Genomic DNA, 14,035 nt, shown 5'->3' with positions numbered 1-14,035 from the left:
GTGTCGGGGGTGAAAGACGCGGCCTCCAGCGACCGGCCGGTCGCTGGAGGCAGGCCCGCGCCTACTGGTAACTGATGTCGGACGCGCTGTACTTGCAGTACGTGCCGTCAGGGCCGCTGCCCGTCTCCTCGGGCTCGTCGCCCGAGCTGTTGCCGGTGTAGCGGATACAGGGCTTGATCTTCTTGCCTGAGTCGCCGTGGATGCGGATCTTGCTCAGGGTCGCGGTGTCGCCGTAGTTGGTGTTGATGCCGACCAGCGACTTGCCGGGGGCGGTCACGTCCACGTCGTTGACGGCGATCGTGCGCTTGTACTGCTTGGAGCAGTTGCCGCAGGAGCGGACCAGCTTGCCGAAGTCCGAGACCTGGAAGCCGCTGATGTTCAGCCTGCCCGCGCCGTTGAACTGGAGGACCTTGTCGTCGGCCTTCCTCGCGCCGCCACCGGTGACGTTGTACGTCGAGCCGGACGAGGTGCCCTTGAAGGTGGCCGCGTCCTCGCCGACATCCTCCCACCACACGTTCTGGATGGTGCAGCTGCCCGAGCAGTGCACGCCGTCGGCGGCGGGCCTGCCCAGCACGACGTTCTTCAGGACCGCGCCGTCCTTCAGCTTGAAGACCGGGTCCTGGCCCTCTTCCTGCCCGTCGCCACCGAGGTCTCCGCTGCCGTAGAAGCGCTGGAGTCCGCCGTCGTAGGTGCCGGACACCTCGATCGTCTTGGTGACGGGCTTGTCGCCGGTGGGGGTCGGCCAAGCGGCAGCCGTGGTCGCCGCTCCCGCCGGGGAGAGCAGCGCGTTGGCGCCGAGGGTGGCGCCGGTCAGCAGGAGCGCACCGCCCGCCGCGCCCGCGACGCGGCGGCGCGTCAGGCGGCGCTTGCGGCTCTGGCGCAGTTCGGCTCGTTGCGTGGTCATGGGGGACCGCTCTTTCGCTGGGGGGATGACCTTGCGTCTGCTGGTCTCCGCCCGGGTGCGGAAGGTTGCCGGGGTGCGTGAGATTTCCGCGGGCCTACGACGTACGCGCGAAGTCGCCGCGCACCGCGGCCTCCTGGCCCGACGCGGTCGCCTCCGCCGCGTACGTGTCCTGCCCCGCGTCCCTGCCGCCTTCGGCGTGGTTGTACTGGCCCGCGAAGACGTGCTCGCCCTCCGGGACGGTCCGGCCCGCCTTCAGCGTCCAGCGGTAGACCAGCTCACCGCCCTCCTCCCGTACGGAGACGGTGAAATCGTCGGCGGGCAGGGAACGCCAGTTGCCCGTGTCGGTGACTCCGCCGGTCTGCGCGACACGCAGTTCGACGGTGAGCGCGGTGAGCGGTTTGCCGGTCTTGAAGGTCAGGGTGCTCTGCGCCCAGAAGTCGTTGCTCTGCGGGTCGATGGAGCCGTCACTCCAGAGGTAGCCGTCCTCGACGGCCTCGGCGTCCGGGGCCAGGCGCCGCGTGGAGGGCGGGGGGCCGGACTTCTTCGGCGGCTTGTTCGCGCCCCGGTCCTCGTCCTTGCCGGGCGGGCCCTTCGTGGCCTTGCCGGACGGCTGTGCGGGCTCGGCCGGCGAGCTGGGTCCGGCGTTCTCGTCGTCCGGCGCGGAGGCGGAGGGGCTCGGTCCGGAGGGGGAATCGGGGGCGGCAGGCGTGCCCACGGTGCGCGGCGGCGGCTCCTCGCCCTGGACGACCGAGGCGACGGCGTATCCGCCGAGCGCGAAGACCCCGGCCACGGCGGCCGTCGCGCCGGCGATCCGCAGCCAGGGGGCGGGCCGCGGCGGCCTGCCGCGCGAGGAGGCACCGAGGTCGACGGCGTCGCGCTCCATGCCGCGCTCGACGCGGGCGAGCATCCGTTCCCTGTCGGGGCGGTGCTCGGCCGCGGCATCGCGCAGCTGCTTGCGTACGTCGTCCATCACTGCCTCCCTCCCACGAGTTGCGACGCGACCCGCTGCCCCAGGAGCCGTTGCAGCTCCGCCATCCCCTTGGACGTCTGGCTCTTCACCGTACCGACCGATATCCCGAGGGTGAGCGCGGTGTCCTTCTCCGACAGATCGAAGGCGTGCCGCAGGACCACACAGGCCCGCTTACGGAACGGCAGCGTACGCAACGCCTCCTGGACGTCGACGACCGCCGGTACGTCGGGGTCGTCGACGCCCTCCGGACGCTGCCCCCAGAACAGGGCCACGCGGCGACGCTCGCGGACGGCGCTGCGGATGCGGCTGCGCGCCATGTTGGCGACGACACCACGGGCGTACGCGGCCGGGTGGTCGGCGGCCCTGACCCGGTCCCAGCGGTTCCAGAGCGCGACCAGGGCGTCCGCCGCCAGATCGTCCGCGGCGTCCTTCTCGCCGGTCAGCATGTGCGCGAGACGGGCGAGTTCGTTGTAGTGCCGCTCGAAGAAGTCATGGAACTCCGCGGCGGCGGCGTCATCGACGGCTGTCCCCACGGGTGACCTCTCTTCTGTGCTGCGCGGCTCTGCCCGCGCGCTGGGTGGCCCCCCGTGCCGCCGAAGCGCGGTGCGCGAGCATAGCAACGTCTGTGCGAGAGATCGAACAACGTCCGGAATCCCAGGCAGGTCTGAGCCAAGCGGTATGGGGTCATCCGGCCCGGTTCAGGCACTGCGGGACGGAACTCCGGAACTCGGGGAACTCCCGAACTCCCGGACTCCGGTCGAAGGATGCGTACGAGCGGCAACCTTCCGCACGCTCCGCGGCGACTCAGCCGAGGCACTGTCCCTCTCCCCGCAGGAGCACCCATGCCCGCGTACTCCATGGCCGAGCACCCGCACCCCGACCGTCACCGCCACCGCCTCGGGGGCCGAAGAGCACGGCGGGCCCGCGGCCGGGTCCTGATCACCGCCGTCGTCGCGGGCGCCCTCGCCGCCGGTGGGCTCATCGCCCTGTCGTCGACCTCGTCCGCGGCCACCGCCCGCCAGGCCGAGGCGCTCGACCGGGGCGTGGTCAGCGTGCACACCGACGCCGGGAACCTGGTCAGCTGGCGCTGGCTCGGCACTGATGACGACGACGTGGCCTTCAACGTCTACCGAGGCGGTACGAAGGTCAACTCGTCCCCGGTCACCGGCTCGACCAACTACTTCCACGCGGGCGCCCCGAACAGCGCCGACTACACCGTGCGCGCGGTGGTCGACGGCGCCGAGCAGGGTGACTCCGTGCACGCGGTGCAGTTCCGCGCCGGGTACAAGGACGTGCCGATCACTCCGCCCGCCGGGGGCACGACTCCGGACGGCGTGGCGTACACGTACGAGGCCAACGACGCGTCCGTGGGCGACCTAGACGGAGACGGCGCCCTGGACTTCGTCCTGAAGTGGCAGCCCACCAACGCCAAGGACAACTCGCAGTCCGGCTACACCGGCAACACGATCGTCGACGGCATCAAGCTGGACGGCACCCGGCTGTGGCGGATCGACCTGGGCAGGAACATCCGCTCGGGCGCGCACTACACGCAGTTCCAGGTGTACGACTACGACGGTGACGGCAGGGCCGAGGTCGCGACGAAGACCGCGGACGGCACGAAGGACGGCGCGGGCAAGGTGATCGGCAACTCCTCGGCCGACCACCGCAATGCGAGCGGTTACGTCCTGGCCGGGCCCGAGTACCTGACCATGTTCGACGGCCGCTCCGGCGCCGCGCTCGACACGGTCGACTACGTCCCGGCGCGCGGCAACGTCGCAAGCTGGGGCGACAGTTACGGCAACCGCGTGGACCGCTTCCTCGCGGGGACCGCCTACCTCGACGGCAGCAGGCCCTCCCTCATCATGGCGCGCGGCTACTACACGCGGTCCGTCATCGCCGCCTGGGACTGGCGGAACGGTGCGTTCACCCGGCGCTGGACCTTCGACACCAACTCCTCGACGAACACCGGCAAGGGATACGACGGCCAGGGCAACCACAGCCTCTCGGTCGCGGACGTGGACGACGACGGCAAGGACGAGATCGTCTACGGCGCGATGGCCGTCGACGACAACGGCAGCGGCCTGTGGACGACCAAGCTCGGGCACGGCGACGCCGGACACGTCGGCGACCTCGATCCCTCGCGCGCGGGCCTGGAGTACTTCAAGGTCTCCGAGGACAGTTCCAAGCCGGGGTCCTGGATGGCCGACGCCCGCACGGGGCAGCGGCTGTGGACCACGGCGTCCGGCTCCGACAACGGCCGAGGCGTCTCCGCGGACGTCTACGCCGGTTCGCCGGGCGCCGAGTCGTGGTCCGCGGCCGACAGCACCCTGCGCTCGCCGTCCGGGGCGTCCGTGGGCCGCGAGCCGTCCAGCGTCAACTTCGTGAACTGGTGGGACGGCGACACCACCCGCGAACTCCTCGACGGCACGCGGATCGACAAGTACGGCACGGGCGGCGACACCCGGCTCCTGACGGGGGCCTCCGTCGCGTCCGGCAACGGCACGAAGGCGACCCCCGCGCTCTCGGGCGACATCCTCGGCGACTGGCGCGAGGAGGTGGTGTGGCGCACCTCGGACAACAAGGCGCTGCGGATCTACTCCACCCCGCACGAGACGAAGACGAAGATCACCACGCTGCTCCACGACATCCAGTACCGCACGGCGCTCGCCTGGCAGAACACGGCATACAACCAGCCCCCGCACCCGAGCTTCTTCATCGGCTCCGGCATGGCGAAGGCGCCGCGCCCGGTGGTGTCCACTCCCTGAGCTGGGCAAGTGCGGCTCCCAACTGGTGATTTGGGGTAGTTGGGTGAGCTGCCTAGCGGCGGCCTTCCTTCTCAACGCTGGGACTGCTTCTGTCGCGTGCGATTCGGCCGGCGGGCCTTGGCGTACGCGTGGAAGTGGTCACCGCCGTGGTCCTGCCCGAGCGTGCAATGCAAGACGTCGCCCGGCTTCTCGTCCCAGCAAAGGACGCCAGCCACCGGTCGCGCGTACTTGGGGGTGCTCATGCGGGGTGCTCCGTCCTGGGCTCGCTGCCGACTGCCAGGATGCGGGCGATACGTTCGGCACAATCGGGCTCAGCTCCGCGCTCACCGACTTCGTAGGCGAAGCCGGTGATGTACCGGCCGCCGGTGAGCAGAATCTCCTCGGCGAGCCTGCCGAGGCGGTGCAGGTCGTCAATGTCCACGCTGTGACGATCTCAGTTCCGCTGATGAGTGCGGGATATGACAACCCATGACACGGAGTGGATCATGCGGACGGTGGCGATCACGGGCACGCGCAACACGAGTCATCGCCCACCGGGCGAGTACACGGCCCTCTTCGTCGACTACCTCGCACCGTTCGCCGACAGCCACTTCTACATCGGCGGCGCCCGGGGCATCGACTCCCTCACCTTGTTGTGGCTGGCCGGGAACACGGCCGCCCGCATCACCATCGTCGTGCCGGGCCGCCTCGACCAGCAGCCCGCCGAAGCCCGGCAAGCCATCGTCCACAGCCAGGACCGCATCAACGACGTCGTCGAGCTGAAGGCTGTCGAGCTGAATTCGCCCGCCTACCACGAACGCAACCGGCACATGGTCGACCGGTCATCAATGGTGATCGGTCTCCCACATCACGATGAGTCAACTTCGGGAACATGGCAGACCCTCAACTACGCCGCTGGATTGGGGCTTCCGCGTCTCATCGTCCCCGTGTAGGCAGCTTTTGCGACATGCTGGCCGAGTGGTTGAGAGGACAGGCGGATCGGCGGCGCTGGCACGGCTAAGAACGCGTCGTGGCTGGTCCTTGTCTGTCCTGGCCCACTCCTTGGTGGATGCCGGCCGTGACCTGCACATCCTGCACATGCCGACCGCCGTGAACGTGCAGCGGTCGGTATCCCGTTGAGAGGCAGGCAAAGCCGTCCCAGACGAGCGCTACCTGCTGTTGCTGGCCTATGTGTACGCGACCACGCCAAGCGGACAGATCTCTCTCGGATCCGGCTCAGACTTCGCGGAACTCCTGAACGCGCTGAGCCTGCTCGGTCAGGGCGAGCGGCAGATCGGCGAGACGCGCACCATGGTGATCCGGCATCTCACGGATCGCGGGGCGTCGTCCCTGCTGGCATTCCTGACGCCCGGCTGTCACCACGCTCTCGTCTCAGCGCTCACGGACCCCTCCCGCGCGGAAGACGCGGTGATCGACGACCTGGCCGCAATGGTCGACGGTGTGAACACCCAGGTAGGCTCCCTGCCGTTCGTGCGGCTGCAGTTGATGCTGGCCCCCGCCGTCGAGGCTTGCCGCATCCTGCTGGCCGGACCTGCACCTGAGCCCCTTCTACCGCAGCTGCGCTCCACCGCGGTAGCGGCATCCACACTCGCTGGCCGGCTGGCTTTCGAGACCCACGACGACACGGCCTCCCGTGCCCTGTATGCCGCAGCTACCAAGCAGGCTGGGCGGCTGTCGGAGCCGTGGCGGCAAGCTGACGTCCACATGTCACACGCCCTCGTGACCATGTACGCGCAGGACGGCCTTGAGCGCCCACGGGTCCTGGTCGAGGCTGCGGTGCGGGCGGCCAGGACGGGCGACAGCGTCTTGGTCCGTGCGCGTGCGCACGCACTGCAGGCAGAGGTTGCGGCCCGCGCTCAATTGGTACGTCAGGTTCGGACCGCGTTGGGACTGGCCTGGTACGACATGGAGCGCGACCATGCAGGGGATCCGTCGTCGAGCGGCTAGGCTCTGGCCCGTATCCGTATGGGGTCGCCTCGGGAGGCGGCGGACCTCCTGCACGAGTGCGTGGGCGCCGTCTCGCCGACGGGCGGCCGGGTACCTGCGATCCGGTTACGGCGGGCCCGTCAGGAGTTGCGGCCGTGGCGGCGCGAGGACTGGGTCGTTGACCTCGACTACCACCTGATGGACATCCTCGGCACGTGAACGGAGTACGCCGTTCTCCCTGCCTCCTGGGTGCTCTTTGGACCGCACCTCACGGCAGCAGTTCGCCCGGGCACTGAACTCGGCATGCTCGGCCAGCGGCCTGATCTACTTCATCTCGCCAACCCAGTGTTTCCCGTCCTTGTCGAAGTCGGGGCGCACCTCCAGGTCAATCTTGTTCAGCTGGCCCCGCGGTACGTCGAACGCGAAGTCGGCCGCGCCTGAAGATCCGGGCGACACGCTGCCCGCGATGCCCGCGCCGAGATCCCCGTCGAAGATCTGCTCGCAGGTGTCGCCGTCGCTTCCAGACTTCACGTACACGCTCATCAGCGCCCCCTGGAACGCCTCATCCGTGCCGTTGTGTACCTTGATCCGCCACTTCACGGCCTGATTGCCGGACTCGTGACCGATCGAGTAGTCGCCGGGCGTGAACTTGCTCGGCTTGGAAACGGTGACCTCAAGGCCGCCATCCCACTTCTTCGTGTCTCCCCAGGCGCCCGCCTTCTCAGCTGTAGGTGACAGCGAAGGGGCTGTTGCCGCCACACTGCTTCCGGCTCCCAGGAGGCATGCAGTCATCGCAGCGACCGATAGGCGGGCCACCGCGCGGGTGCGTATGCCGTTCATACCTCCAGGATCCGCCCACCATAGAGCTGGGTCGACCGGAGCGATCCGTGGCCCGGCCACCGCACCGGGACCAGAAGCTCGCACCGTGGACCACCACGTCGAAGTTGCCTGAAATGACGTCGCCGATTCTGTCGATCCAGCCCCTCGCTCCGGTCGCACGAACCGGAAAGGTGTTCTGTTCGGTGCGCACCAAGGGCGACTGCCTGAACATTCCCATCGCTGTCGTGACGGTCCAGTTCTCTGATTCCCGGCGCAGGTGGCACGTGTGCGGGGGAATGGCTCACGGGCTATCCGAACGCGGTGCGCTTCCTGACGGCTCACGGTTTCGAACATCCCGTGGACTCCTGACAGCCGTACGCCCCGCGCGGGACGTCACTACAGGTGTCCGCACGCCGCGCGTAGGAGAATGACCGTCACCTCGTCTCTCCGGTCACGAGGGCTCAACCGTGAGGAATGACGTTCTCGATGCAGATCGCCCTGTACCTCCCCGGCGCGGACGCCCTCCCTCGCTGGGTGCAGATCACGGTCGGCGTCGTGGTCCTTGGCCTGTTCCTCGCCCGGCTGTGGCTGCACTTTCGGCGTAGGCGGTAGGCCAACAGCGCCGGAAGAGATACACGAGCAGGAACTTGGCAACCCTCCGCGGGCCCAACCCCCGCGCCCGCGGGTCAGCCCGTCGCCGGCGCCGGACCCGTGCTGGCCCGTACCGTCAACTCTGGTGCCAGCAAAACAACTTCGTCCGTGACCTGCCCCCGCAGCTTCGCGACGACGCGCTCCACCGCCTGTCGCCCCATCTCCTGTGCGGGGATGGCGACGGAGGTGAGTCGCACCGATGCCTGGGTGGCCACCTGGTCGGGGCAGACGGCGATGACGGAGACGTCTTCCGGCAGGGCGCGACCCTGCTGGCGCAGGAGGCTCAGGAGCGGCTCCACGGCCGATTCGTTCTGCACGACGAACCCCGTCGTGCCGGGGCGTTCGTCGGATATCCGGGCCAGGGTCGCGGCCAGCGCGTCGTACGTCCCCTCGCAGGGCCGGTGGAGCACCCGCACACCGAGCTCTCCGGCCCGCGTGCGCAGTCCTTGCAGGGTGCGCTCCGCGAACCCGGTGTGCCGCTCGTACACGGCGGGCGCCTCGCCGATCACGGCGATCTCCCGGTGGCCGAGGCCGTGGAGGTGCTCGACGCACAGGGCGCCGGTCGCCGTGAAATCGAGGTCGACGCAGGTCAGGCCCGTGGGATCGGCGGGGAGGCCGATGAGGACCGTGGGCCGGTCGGTCTCGCGGATCAGCGGGAGCCGCTCGTCGTGCAGCTCCACGTCCATCAGGATCATCGCGTCGGCGAGCGCGCTGCCCTCGATGCGGCGGACCGCCTCGGGGCCCTCCTCACCGGTCAGGAGCAGCACGTCGTATCCGTGGGTGCGTGCGGTGGTGGCGACGGCGATGGCTATCTCCATCATCACCGGCACGTACATGTCGGTGCGCAGCGGGACCATCAGCGCGATGATGTTGGATCGGCTGCTGGCCAGGGCGCGGGCGCCGGCGTTGGGGTGGTAGCCGAGCTCGCGGATGGACCGCTCGACACGGTCCTTGGTCGAGGCGGAGATGGACCGCTTGCCGCTGAGTACGTAGCTCACCGTGCTGGCCGAGACTCCGGCGTGGTGGGCTACCTCGGCGAGGGTGACCATGCGGCTCTCCTGGACAGGTCTGGAGGCGGTGGCGAAGCGCTTCGACTGGATGCCGTCTTGACCTTAGAGGGACACCCATGTGCTGTCCATAGATGTGTCGAAGCGCTTCGACTGGCTTGTCACCGGCGGGACTTGTCCCCGTACACGATGCCACGGCCGTTCGTGGCCACGTACACCCGCCCGAAGATGCGGGGGTCGCCGGTGATGGCGGCTCCGGTCCAGCCCCACTGGTGGGCGTCGTCGTTGACGCGCACCCAGCTCTTTCCAGCGTCGGTGGAGCGGAAGATGCCGCGCACCCCGTCGATCTTCGCGCTGGTGAAGAGGGTCTGGTGTGCGGAGCCGGGGGCGGCCTTGCCGAAGCCGATCGTGTCGGCCTCCTCGACGCCGTCGACGCGGGTGAAGCTCGCGCCCGAGTCCGTCGAGTGCCACAGACCGTACGTCCCTCCGGCCTTCCCGCCGGCGAGCCAGATGTCGCCCGCTTCTCCCGGTACGGCCTTGAAACGCACCGCTCCTTCGGCCGGAAGGCCGGTGGACGCCTTCGCGGTGAAGGTGGCTCCGCCGTCCGTACTGACGTAGAAGGTCCCGGACTTGAAGCCGTAGAACGTCTTCGGTTCGGCCCGGTCGGACTCGACGACGGCGCCCTGCGGGATGCCGGTGGCCGCCGTCCACGAGGCGCCCCGGTCTCCGCTGGTGTGCACGCCCGTGCCGTCCGGGCTCCACACGAATCGGCTGCCGTCGGCCGACGCGGCGACCGTGCCGCCGCCGGAGACCCCCGATGGCTCCTTGCCCGCCTTCCAAGTGGCGCCGTTGTCACCGGAGAAGGCGATGCGCGGCCCACTGTCGAGCTGGCCGACGCGCACCACCGTGTCCGGGTCGGACTCGGCGTGGTCGATGCTGGTGGTGGTCGTGAAGTTGGGCTCGGTGTACATCAGGGGCGGCACCTTGGTGACGTCCGTGTGCCGGAAGCCGCCGATGTCGCCGAGGGCGCTGAGCAGTGGCGCTCCGGAGGACGGCGCGGCGAGGTCGTTGACGGCGGTCTCCTCCAGGCCCTTCACCATCGGTGTGACGGTGAAATTGCCGCCGCTGTCCCACTGCCGCAGGTTGTGCGTGCCGTAGACGGTGGCCCCGGTGCCATACATCATGCGGTCGGAGTCGAAGGGATCGATCTCCAGGGCCTCGGTCATCCAGCCCAGTTTGGGGGCCTGTTCGGGAGGTGCGGGGTTCGCGCCCCACGACAGCCAGGGCACGGACGAGACGTCCATGGTGTAGCGGTTGGTGCGCTCGGGGTAGGCGCCGTAGTTCCAGGCACCGGTCCAGCTGCCGCCGCTGTCGGTGGAGCGGAAGATCTGGGTGTCCGGGAACCATGAGCTGTAGCCGGTGACCATGACGGTGCCCGGACGCTGCCGGTCGACGCTCAGCCCGCTGTAGCCGTAGTAGGTGTCGGCTTCGGAGGCGGGGCTGATGTTCTTCCACTCACCGGTGCGGGTCGCGTACCGCCACACCTGCCCCTTGCCTCCGTCGTACGGGCCGCCCTTGTCGCTGTAGGCGAGGTAGAGATAGCCGTTCTCCGCGTCGAGCACACCCTTGTGGGCGAGGTAGCCCGTGGGCTGGTCCGCCAGGCGTGACCAGCTGGCGCCCGCGTCGGTCGAGCGGTATACGGCGTTCTCCTTGTCGGCGACGCCCACGTAGATGGTCTTGGTGGGCCTGCCGGAGGCTCCCGTGGACTCGTCGAACGTGACCCAGGCGATGCCCTGGTTGTCGGAGGCGTAGCCGGTCGAATCGCCCGGGTCCTGCTGGTAGTTGCCGGGATTGGGGAACGCGCTCACCTCGGACCAGGTGGCCCCGGAGTCGGTGGAGCGCCACAGGCCGTGGCCGCTGGGCGCACCGAGGTAGAGCACGCGGTTGTCGTGCGGGTCGACGGCGAGGCGTTCGCCCATGCCGCGGCCCGGCATGTTGCCGCCGAGCTTGAAGGGCAGGTCCGTCTTCTTCCAGGTCTTGCCCCGGTCGGCCGAGCGCATGACGGCGCCCTTCCCGGGGTCCCAGTCATTGGTGTACGTCCCGACGGCGGCGTACACCTTGTCCGGTTCGACGGTGTCGGACGCGATGCTGACGACCCCGGTGTGGCCCCAGTCGTCCCATCCCACCGAGTCAAGGAGCGGGGTCCAGCTCCGCGTCGACTCCTTCCAGCGGTAGGCGCCGCCGATGTCGGTGCGCGCGTACGCGAGGTTCTTCTCGGCGCGGTTGAAGACGATGCCGGGGACGAAGCCGCCGCCGTCGATGCGGACGTTCTTCCAGGTGTACGCGGCCGCCGGCTTCTTCCTGGCGTCGTCGGCCCCGGAGGACGGGGCGGCCGCCAGCAGCAGCCCCGGGATCAGGCCGAGGGCGCCGAGCAGTTTCCCGCCGCGCGTCATACGGCCGGTCACCGCGATCCCGGCCCGGGTTCGAGGAGCTCCGCGTAGGCGCCCATGGCGAGCGCGATGTCCACCTGCGCCCAGAAGCGGTGGTAGGTGAACCGCGGCGCCGCTCCCCCGGCGAGATACGCCTCGACCTTCGGCCAGTCGGGGTCGTCGCGGTAGAAGGAGCGGATGGAGGTGAAGTCGGATCCGGAGTCGATCGTGTCGCCGTTCGGCATGGTGCCGGTCCAGCCGCTGGGGACGTACACCGCGTCGTCGAAGCGGTTGTAGTCGGCGCGGGTCTCGGGCACGGCGATTCCGAGGCGGTCCTGGTGGTGTTTCCACATGCCGTCCAGGAGTGCCTTGGCCGTGGTGGCGGCTTCGGTGTGGCCGGTGGCCGCGGCGTAGTACGTGAGGGTCCTGGCGTAGGCGCCGGCCACGCCCACGTCGTTGGTGTGGTCGACGACGGACACGTGAAGTCCCGCGTTGGCGCCGGGACTCGTGGGGCTCCAGGTGTCGGGCTGACCGGACCACTTCAGGGTCGAGGGGAAGGTGTAGGTGCCGTCGGCGGCGATCTTCGTCTCGGACAGGGCCCACTTCACCCACTTGTCCATGACGCTCTTGGCGGCCGGGTCGTCGGTCTCGTGGAGGTACTCGGCGACGCGCTCCATCGACCAGGCCTGGAAGCCGAACCACTGGTTGGACGGTGGGTCGTGGTAGACGGGCTTCTCGTCGTAGGCCATGCCGTAGAAGGTGGGGGTGCCGGCCGGGGGCTTGGCGTACCGGCCCTGCCAGCTGTTGGTGGCGCCGCCCGCGATGGCGCCCTCGGCGGACTGCAGCCAGCGGTAGAACTCGATCTGCCGGGTCAGGCTCTTGGTCCAGTCCGCCTTGCCCGTCGCCGACTTGGGGGCGAGAGGGGCGTAGGCGCTGAGGGCGAAGGCGGCCAGGGGGTTCTGGTAGCCGCCGTGGCTGTGGCTCGATCCGATCCGCCAGGCCCAGCCCGCGGAGGTGTCGGTGGCTCCGCCCCAGGCGTAGTACCAGGACAGCAGGTAGTGCGAGCTGTTCTTGCCGTTGCCCGGTGCGCAGCCGGACGGGTCGGTGCAGTTGCCGATGGTCTTGAAGTACTTGTCGAACAGGGCGTAGCGGAGGTAGTCGCCCATCTTGGCCGCCTTGGCGACCGTCGCCGCGATCTCGGACTCCTTGCCCTGGGCCGAGGCCCAGATGTGCGCCCAGTAGGCGGCCTGGACGGCGCGGGCGTCGGCGTCGGGGGCGTTGGTGTACTTCCACTGCTTGGCGTAGGAGGCGTCGCCGGTGAACAGGTCGAGGTAGCCGTTCCTGCCGCCGTGGGTGAACTCGTCGCGGGTGGGGTGCGGGACGGTCTCCCAGACCGACTCCTGGGAGCCGCGCTGGAAGGTGTTGATGTAGACGGGCCCCGCGGCGTCACCGCCGTATCCGTAGACGTTGTCGACGTCCTGGAGCCAGTGCATGCCGTAGATGTCGTCGCTGCCGTAGGCGCTCCTCAGCTCGGCGGCGATCGGGTCGGCGCCTGCCTGGACCGAGGGGTCGAGCCGGGCGGGGTACTGGGACGGCTGGTCGTGTTCGGGGGCGTACGTGGCTGGTTTCGCCGCATTGTAGAAACTGTTCGTCGGCTGGTCGGCATGGGACGGGATCATGAATTTCTCCATGGTTTCCCAGGCCGCGTTGAAACGTGTCCAGTCGCCGCTGACCTTGCCGTACATGGCCTGCAGCCAGAGCAGATAGCTGTATGCCTCGGATGTCGTCTCGTGCCCGTGATCGGGGGCTTCGACAATGAGGGTTTCGACGGAGTGGTAGGGAATACCGTCCGGCGAGAAATAGCCGTTCGCGGAATCGGTGATCTTCGCGTACAGGTCGAGGAAGCGCTGTTCGTACTCGGTGGCCGCGGGGGCGGCATGGGCGCTGTGACCTGCTGGGTTGAGTGCCACGATGGCCGGGGCCAGTGCGGCTCCGGCGCCGAGGGCCAGCAGGTTGCGGCGGCTGATTTCCGGTCTGGAGGGGCCGGAGCGGGGGGATGGGGGGAATGCGGGCATGCGGGGGTGTCTCCTGACGGCTCGATGGGGGCGAGCTCCGCTCGGGGAGCCGGGTAACCGGTGAGAGCGCAAGTGGGAGCGCTCCCAAAATTCAGGCCGGACGGGCCGGATGTCAAGAGCCCGCACAGGAAAGGGAGTTGTCGAATGAATTCGACAGCGGCGATCCGAAGAATCTGAAAGACCCGCCAACCTTTCTGTTCTCGGCGGCGACTTCCTGCTAGCTTCCACGGCACCAGTGGGAGCGATTCCGGTTCCGTCCGAGGAGTCGCTCATGCCCGTCCCCGCGTCTGCTCGGCACCCTTGCCGCGCTCGGGGTCGACCGCTCCGTCATGGAGTGGCTCGACGCCCGCCAGGCCTCCTGCCCGGGGTGGACCTGGAGCACCTGGAACCGCTCGTCGGGCCCCACCATCCGCAGCTTCTACGACGCCGCGCCCACCCCGTTCGGCGTCGGCCTCCGCGGCCATCTGGCCGCGCTCGACGGCTGTTCCC

The 14,035-nt window shown here is 69.2% G+C and carries 13 protein-coding genes and 1 pseudogene; 5 read left to right on the top strand and 9 right to left on the bottom strand.

The features are described 5' to 3' along the window. Positions 1-61: 61 nt before the first annotated feature. From AB0I94_RS06635 to AB0I94_RS06625, 3 genes are all read right to left on the bottom strand, one after another. On the bottom strand, positions 62-904 hold the full coding sequence (locus tag AB0I94_RS06635; RefSeq protein ID WP_363308337.1) for a pectate lyase: 843 nt from the start codon (positions 902-904) through the stop codon (positions 62-64). 94 nt (positions 905-998) lie between these two features. Further along, positions 999-1,874, bottom strand: coding sequence for a hypothetical protein (locus tag AB0I94_RS06630; protein ID WP_363308336.1), 876 nt, complete (start codon positions 1,872-1,874; stop codon positions 999-1,001). Further along, complete coding sequence (locus tag AB0I94_RS06625) at positions 1,874-2,407, bottom strand: SigE family RNA polymerase sigma factor (protein WP_363308335.1); 534 nt, start codon at positions 2,405-2,407, stop codon at positions 1,874-1,876. The genes AB0I94_RS06630 and AB0I94_RS06625 overlap by 1 nt, the downstream gene beginning before the upstream one ends. A gap of 324 nt (positions 2,408-2,731) precedes the next feature. Here AB0I94_RS06625 and AB0I94_RS06620 point away from each other — a divergent pair, with 324 nt between their 5' ends. Continuing rightward, positions 2,732-4,639 carry a rhamnogalacturonan lyase gene (locus tag AB0I94_RS06620; protein WP_363308705.1) on the top strand — a complete coding sequence of 636 codons (1,908 nt, stop codon included), beginning with the start codon at positions 2,732-2,734 and terminating at the stop codon, positions 4,637-4,639. A gap of 71 nt (positions 4,640-4,710) precedes the next feature. On the opposite strand, the gene AB0I94_RS06615 is transcribed toward AB0I94_RS06620, so the two are convergent. Together AB0I94_RS06615 and AB0I94_RS06610 are read right to left on the bottom strand one after the other, a co-directional pair. Further along, positions 4,711-4,881, bottom strand: a complete 171-nt coding sequence (locus AB0I94_RS06615) for a hypothetical protein (protein ID WP_363308334.1) — start codon at positions 4,879-4,881, stop codon at positions 4,711-4,713. After that, positions 4,878-5,060 carry a hypothetical protein gene (locus tag AB0I94_RS06610; RefSeq protein WP_363308333.1) on the bottom strand — a complete coding sequence of 61 codons (183 nt, stop codon included), beginning with the start codon at positions 5,058-5,060 and terminating at the stop codon, positions 4,878-4,880. The genes AB0I94_RS06615 and AB0I94_RS06610 overlap by 4 nt, the downstream gene beginning before the upstream one ends. A gap of 37 nt (positions 5,061-5,097) precedes the next feature. On the opposite strand from AB0I94_RS06610, the gene AB0I94_RS06605 reads away from it, so the two are divergent. The 3 genes from AB0I94_RS06605 to AB0I94_RS06595 all read left to right on the top strand — a co-directional run bounded on the left by AB0I94_RS06605 (position 5,098) and on the right by AB0I94_RS06595 (position 6,784). After that, positions 5,098-5,571 carry a hypothetical protein gene (locus tag AB0I94_RS06605; RefSeq protein WP_363308332.1) on the top strand — a complete coding sequence of 158 codons (474 nt, stop codon included), beginning with the start codon at positions 5,098-5,100 and terminating at the stop codon, positions 5,569-5,571. Between the two features lie 226 nt (positions 5,572-5,797). Then, complete coding sequence (locus AB0I94_RS06600) at positions 5,798-6,586, top strand: hypothetical protein (RefSeq protein ID WP_363308331.1); 789 nt, start codon at positions 5,798-5,800, stop codon at positions 6,584-6,586. A gap of 18 nt (positions 6,587-6,604) precedes the next feature. After that, positions 6,605-6,784, top strand: coding sequence for a hypothetical protein (locus AB0I94_RS06595; protein ID WP_363308330.1), 180 nt, complete (start codon positions 6,605-6,607; stop codon positions 6,782-6,784). 105 nt (positions 6,785-6,889) lie between these two features. Here the strand turns inward: AB0I94_RS06595 and AB0I94_RS06590 are convergent, their stop codons facing one another. Further along, complete coding sequence (locus tag AB0I94_RS06590) at positions 6,890-7,324, bottom strand: DUF4352 domain-containing protein (protein WP_363308329.1); 435 nt, start codon at positions 7,322-7,324, stop codon at positions 6,890-6,892. 546 nt (positions 7,325-7,870) lie between these two features. On the opposite strand from AB0I94_RS06590, the gene AB0I94_RS06585 reads away from it, so the two are divergent. Next, positions 7,871-7,996 (top strand): hypothetical protein, encoded by a 126-nt coding sequence (locus tag AB0I94_RS06585; RefSeq protein WP_363308328.1) that lies wholly within the window; start codon positions 7,871-7,873, stop codon positions 7,994-7,996. Positions 7,997-8,070: 74 nt separating this feature from the next. Here AB0I94_RS06585 and AB0I94_RS06580 read toward each other — a convergent pair whose 3' ends face one another. The 3 genes and pseudogenes from AB0I94_RS06580 to AB0I94_RS06570 form a co-directional block, all read right to left on the bottom strand. Then, positions 8,071-9,084: a LacI family DNA-binding transcriptional regulator gene (locus AB0I94_RS06580; RefSeq protein WP_363308327.1), complete on the bottom strand. Its 1,014-nt coding sequence runs from the start codon at positions 9,082-9,084 to the stop codon at positions 8,071-8,073. Positions 9,085-9,203: 119 nt separating this feature from the next. Beyond that, complete coding sequence (locus tag AB0I94_RS06575; RefSeq protein ID WP_363308326.1) at positions 9,204-11,495, bottom strand: xyloglucanase; 2,292 nt, start codon at positions 11,493-11,495, stop codon at positions 9,204-9,206. An 8-nt stretch (positions 11,496-11,503) separates the two neighbouring features. Beyond that, a pseudogene (locus tag AB0I94_RS06570) lies at positions 11,504-13,390 on the bottom strand (glycoside hydrolase family 48 protein); the annotation flags it as partial. Positions 13,391-14,035 lie beyond the last annotated feature (645 nt).

Source organism: Streptomyces sp. NPDC050147 (assembly GCF_040660195.1).
Taxonomy (GTDB): domain Bacteria; phylum Actinomycetota; class Actinomycetes; order Streptomycetales; family Streptomycetaceae; genus Streptomyces.
This window is presented reverse-complemented; position numbering and strand designations above follow the sequence as displayed.

Bases quoted from the DNA above. Each gene is read 5' to 3' on its own strand.
- AB0I94_RS06580 (WP_363308327.1), bottom strand. From the start codon at position 9,084: ATGGTCACCCTCGCCGAGGTAGCCCACCACGCCGGAGTCTCGGCCAGC.
- AB0I94_RS06630 (WP_363308336.1), bottom strand. From the start codon at position 1,874: ATGGACGACGTACGCAAGCAGCTGCGCGATGCCGCGGCCGAGCACCGC.
- AB0I94_RS06605 (WP_363308332.1), top strand. From the start codon at position 5,098: ATGACAACCCATGACACGGAGTGGATCATGCGGACGGTGGCGATCACG.
- AB0I94_RS06620 (WP_363308705.1), top strand. From the start codon at position 2,732: ATGGCCGAGCACCCGCACCCCGACCGTCACCGCCACCGCCTCGGGGGC.
- AB0I94_RS06635 (WP_363308337.1), bottom strand. From the start codon at position 904: ATGACCACGCAACGAGCCGAACTGCGCCAGAGCCGCAAGCGCCGCCTG.
- AB0I94_RS06595 (WP_363308330.1), top strand. From the start codon at position 6,605: ATGGGGTCGCCTCGGGAGGCGGCGGACCTCCTGCACGAGTGCGTGGGC.
- AB0I94_RS06585 (WP_363308328.1), top strand. From the start codon at position 7,871: ATGCAGATCGCCCTGTACCTCCCCGGCGCGGACGCCCTCCCTCGCTGG.
- AB0I94_RS06615 (WP_363308334.1), bottom strand. From the start codon at position 4,881: ATGAGCACCCCCAAGTACGCGCGACCGGTGGCTGGCGTCCTTTGCTGG.
- AB0I94_RS06575 (WP_363308326.1), bottom strand. From the start codon at position 11,495: ATGACGCGCGGCGGGAAACTGCTCGGCGCCCTCGGCCTGATCCCGGGG.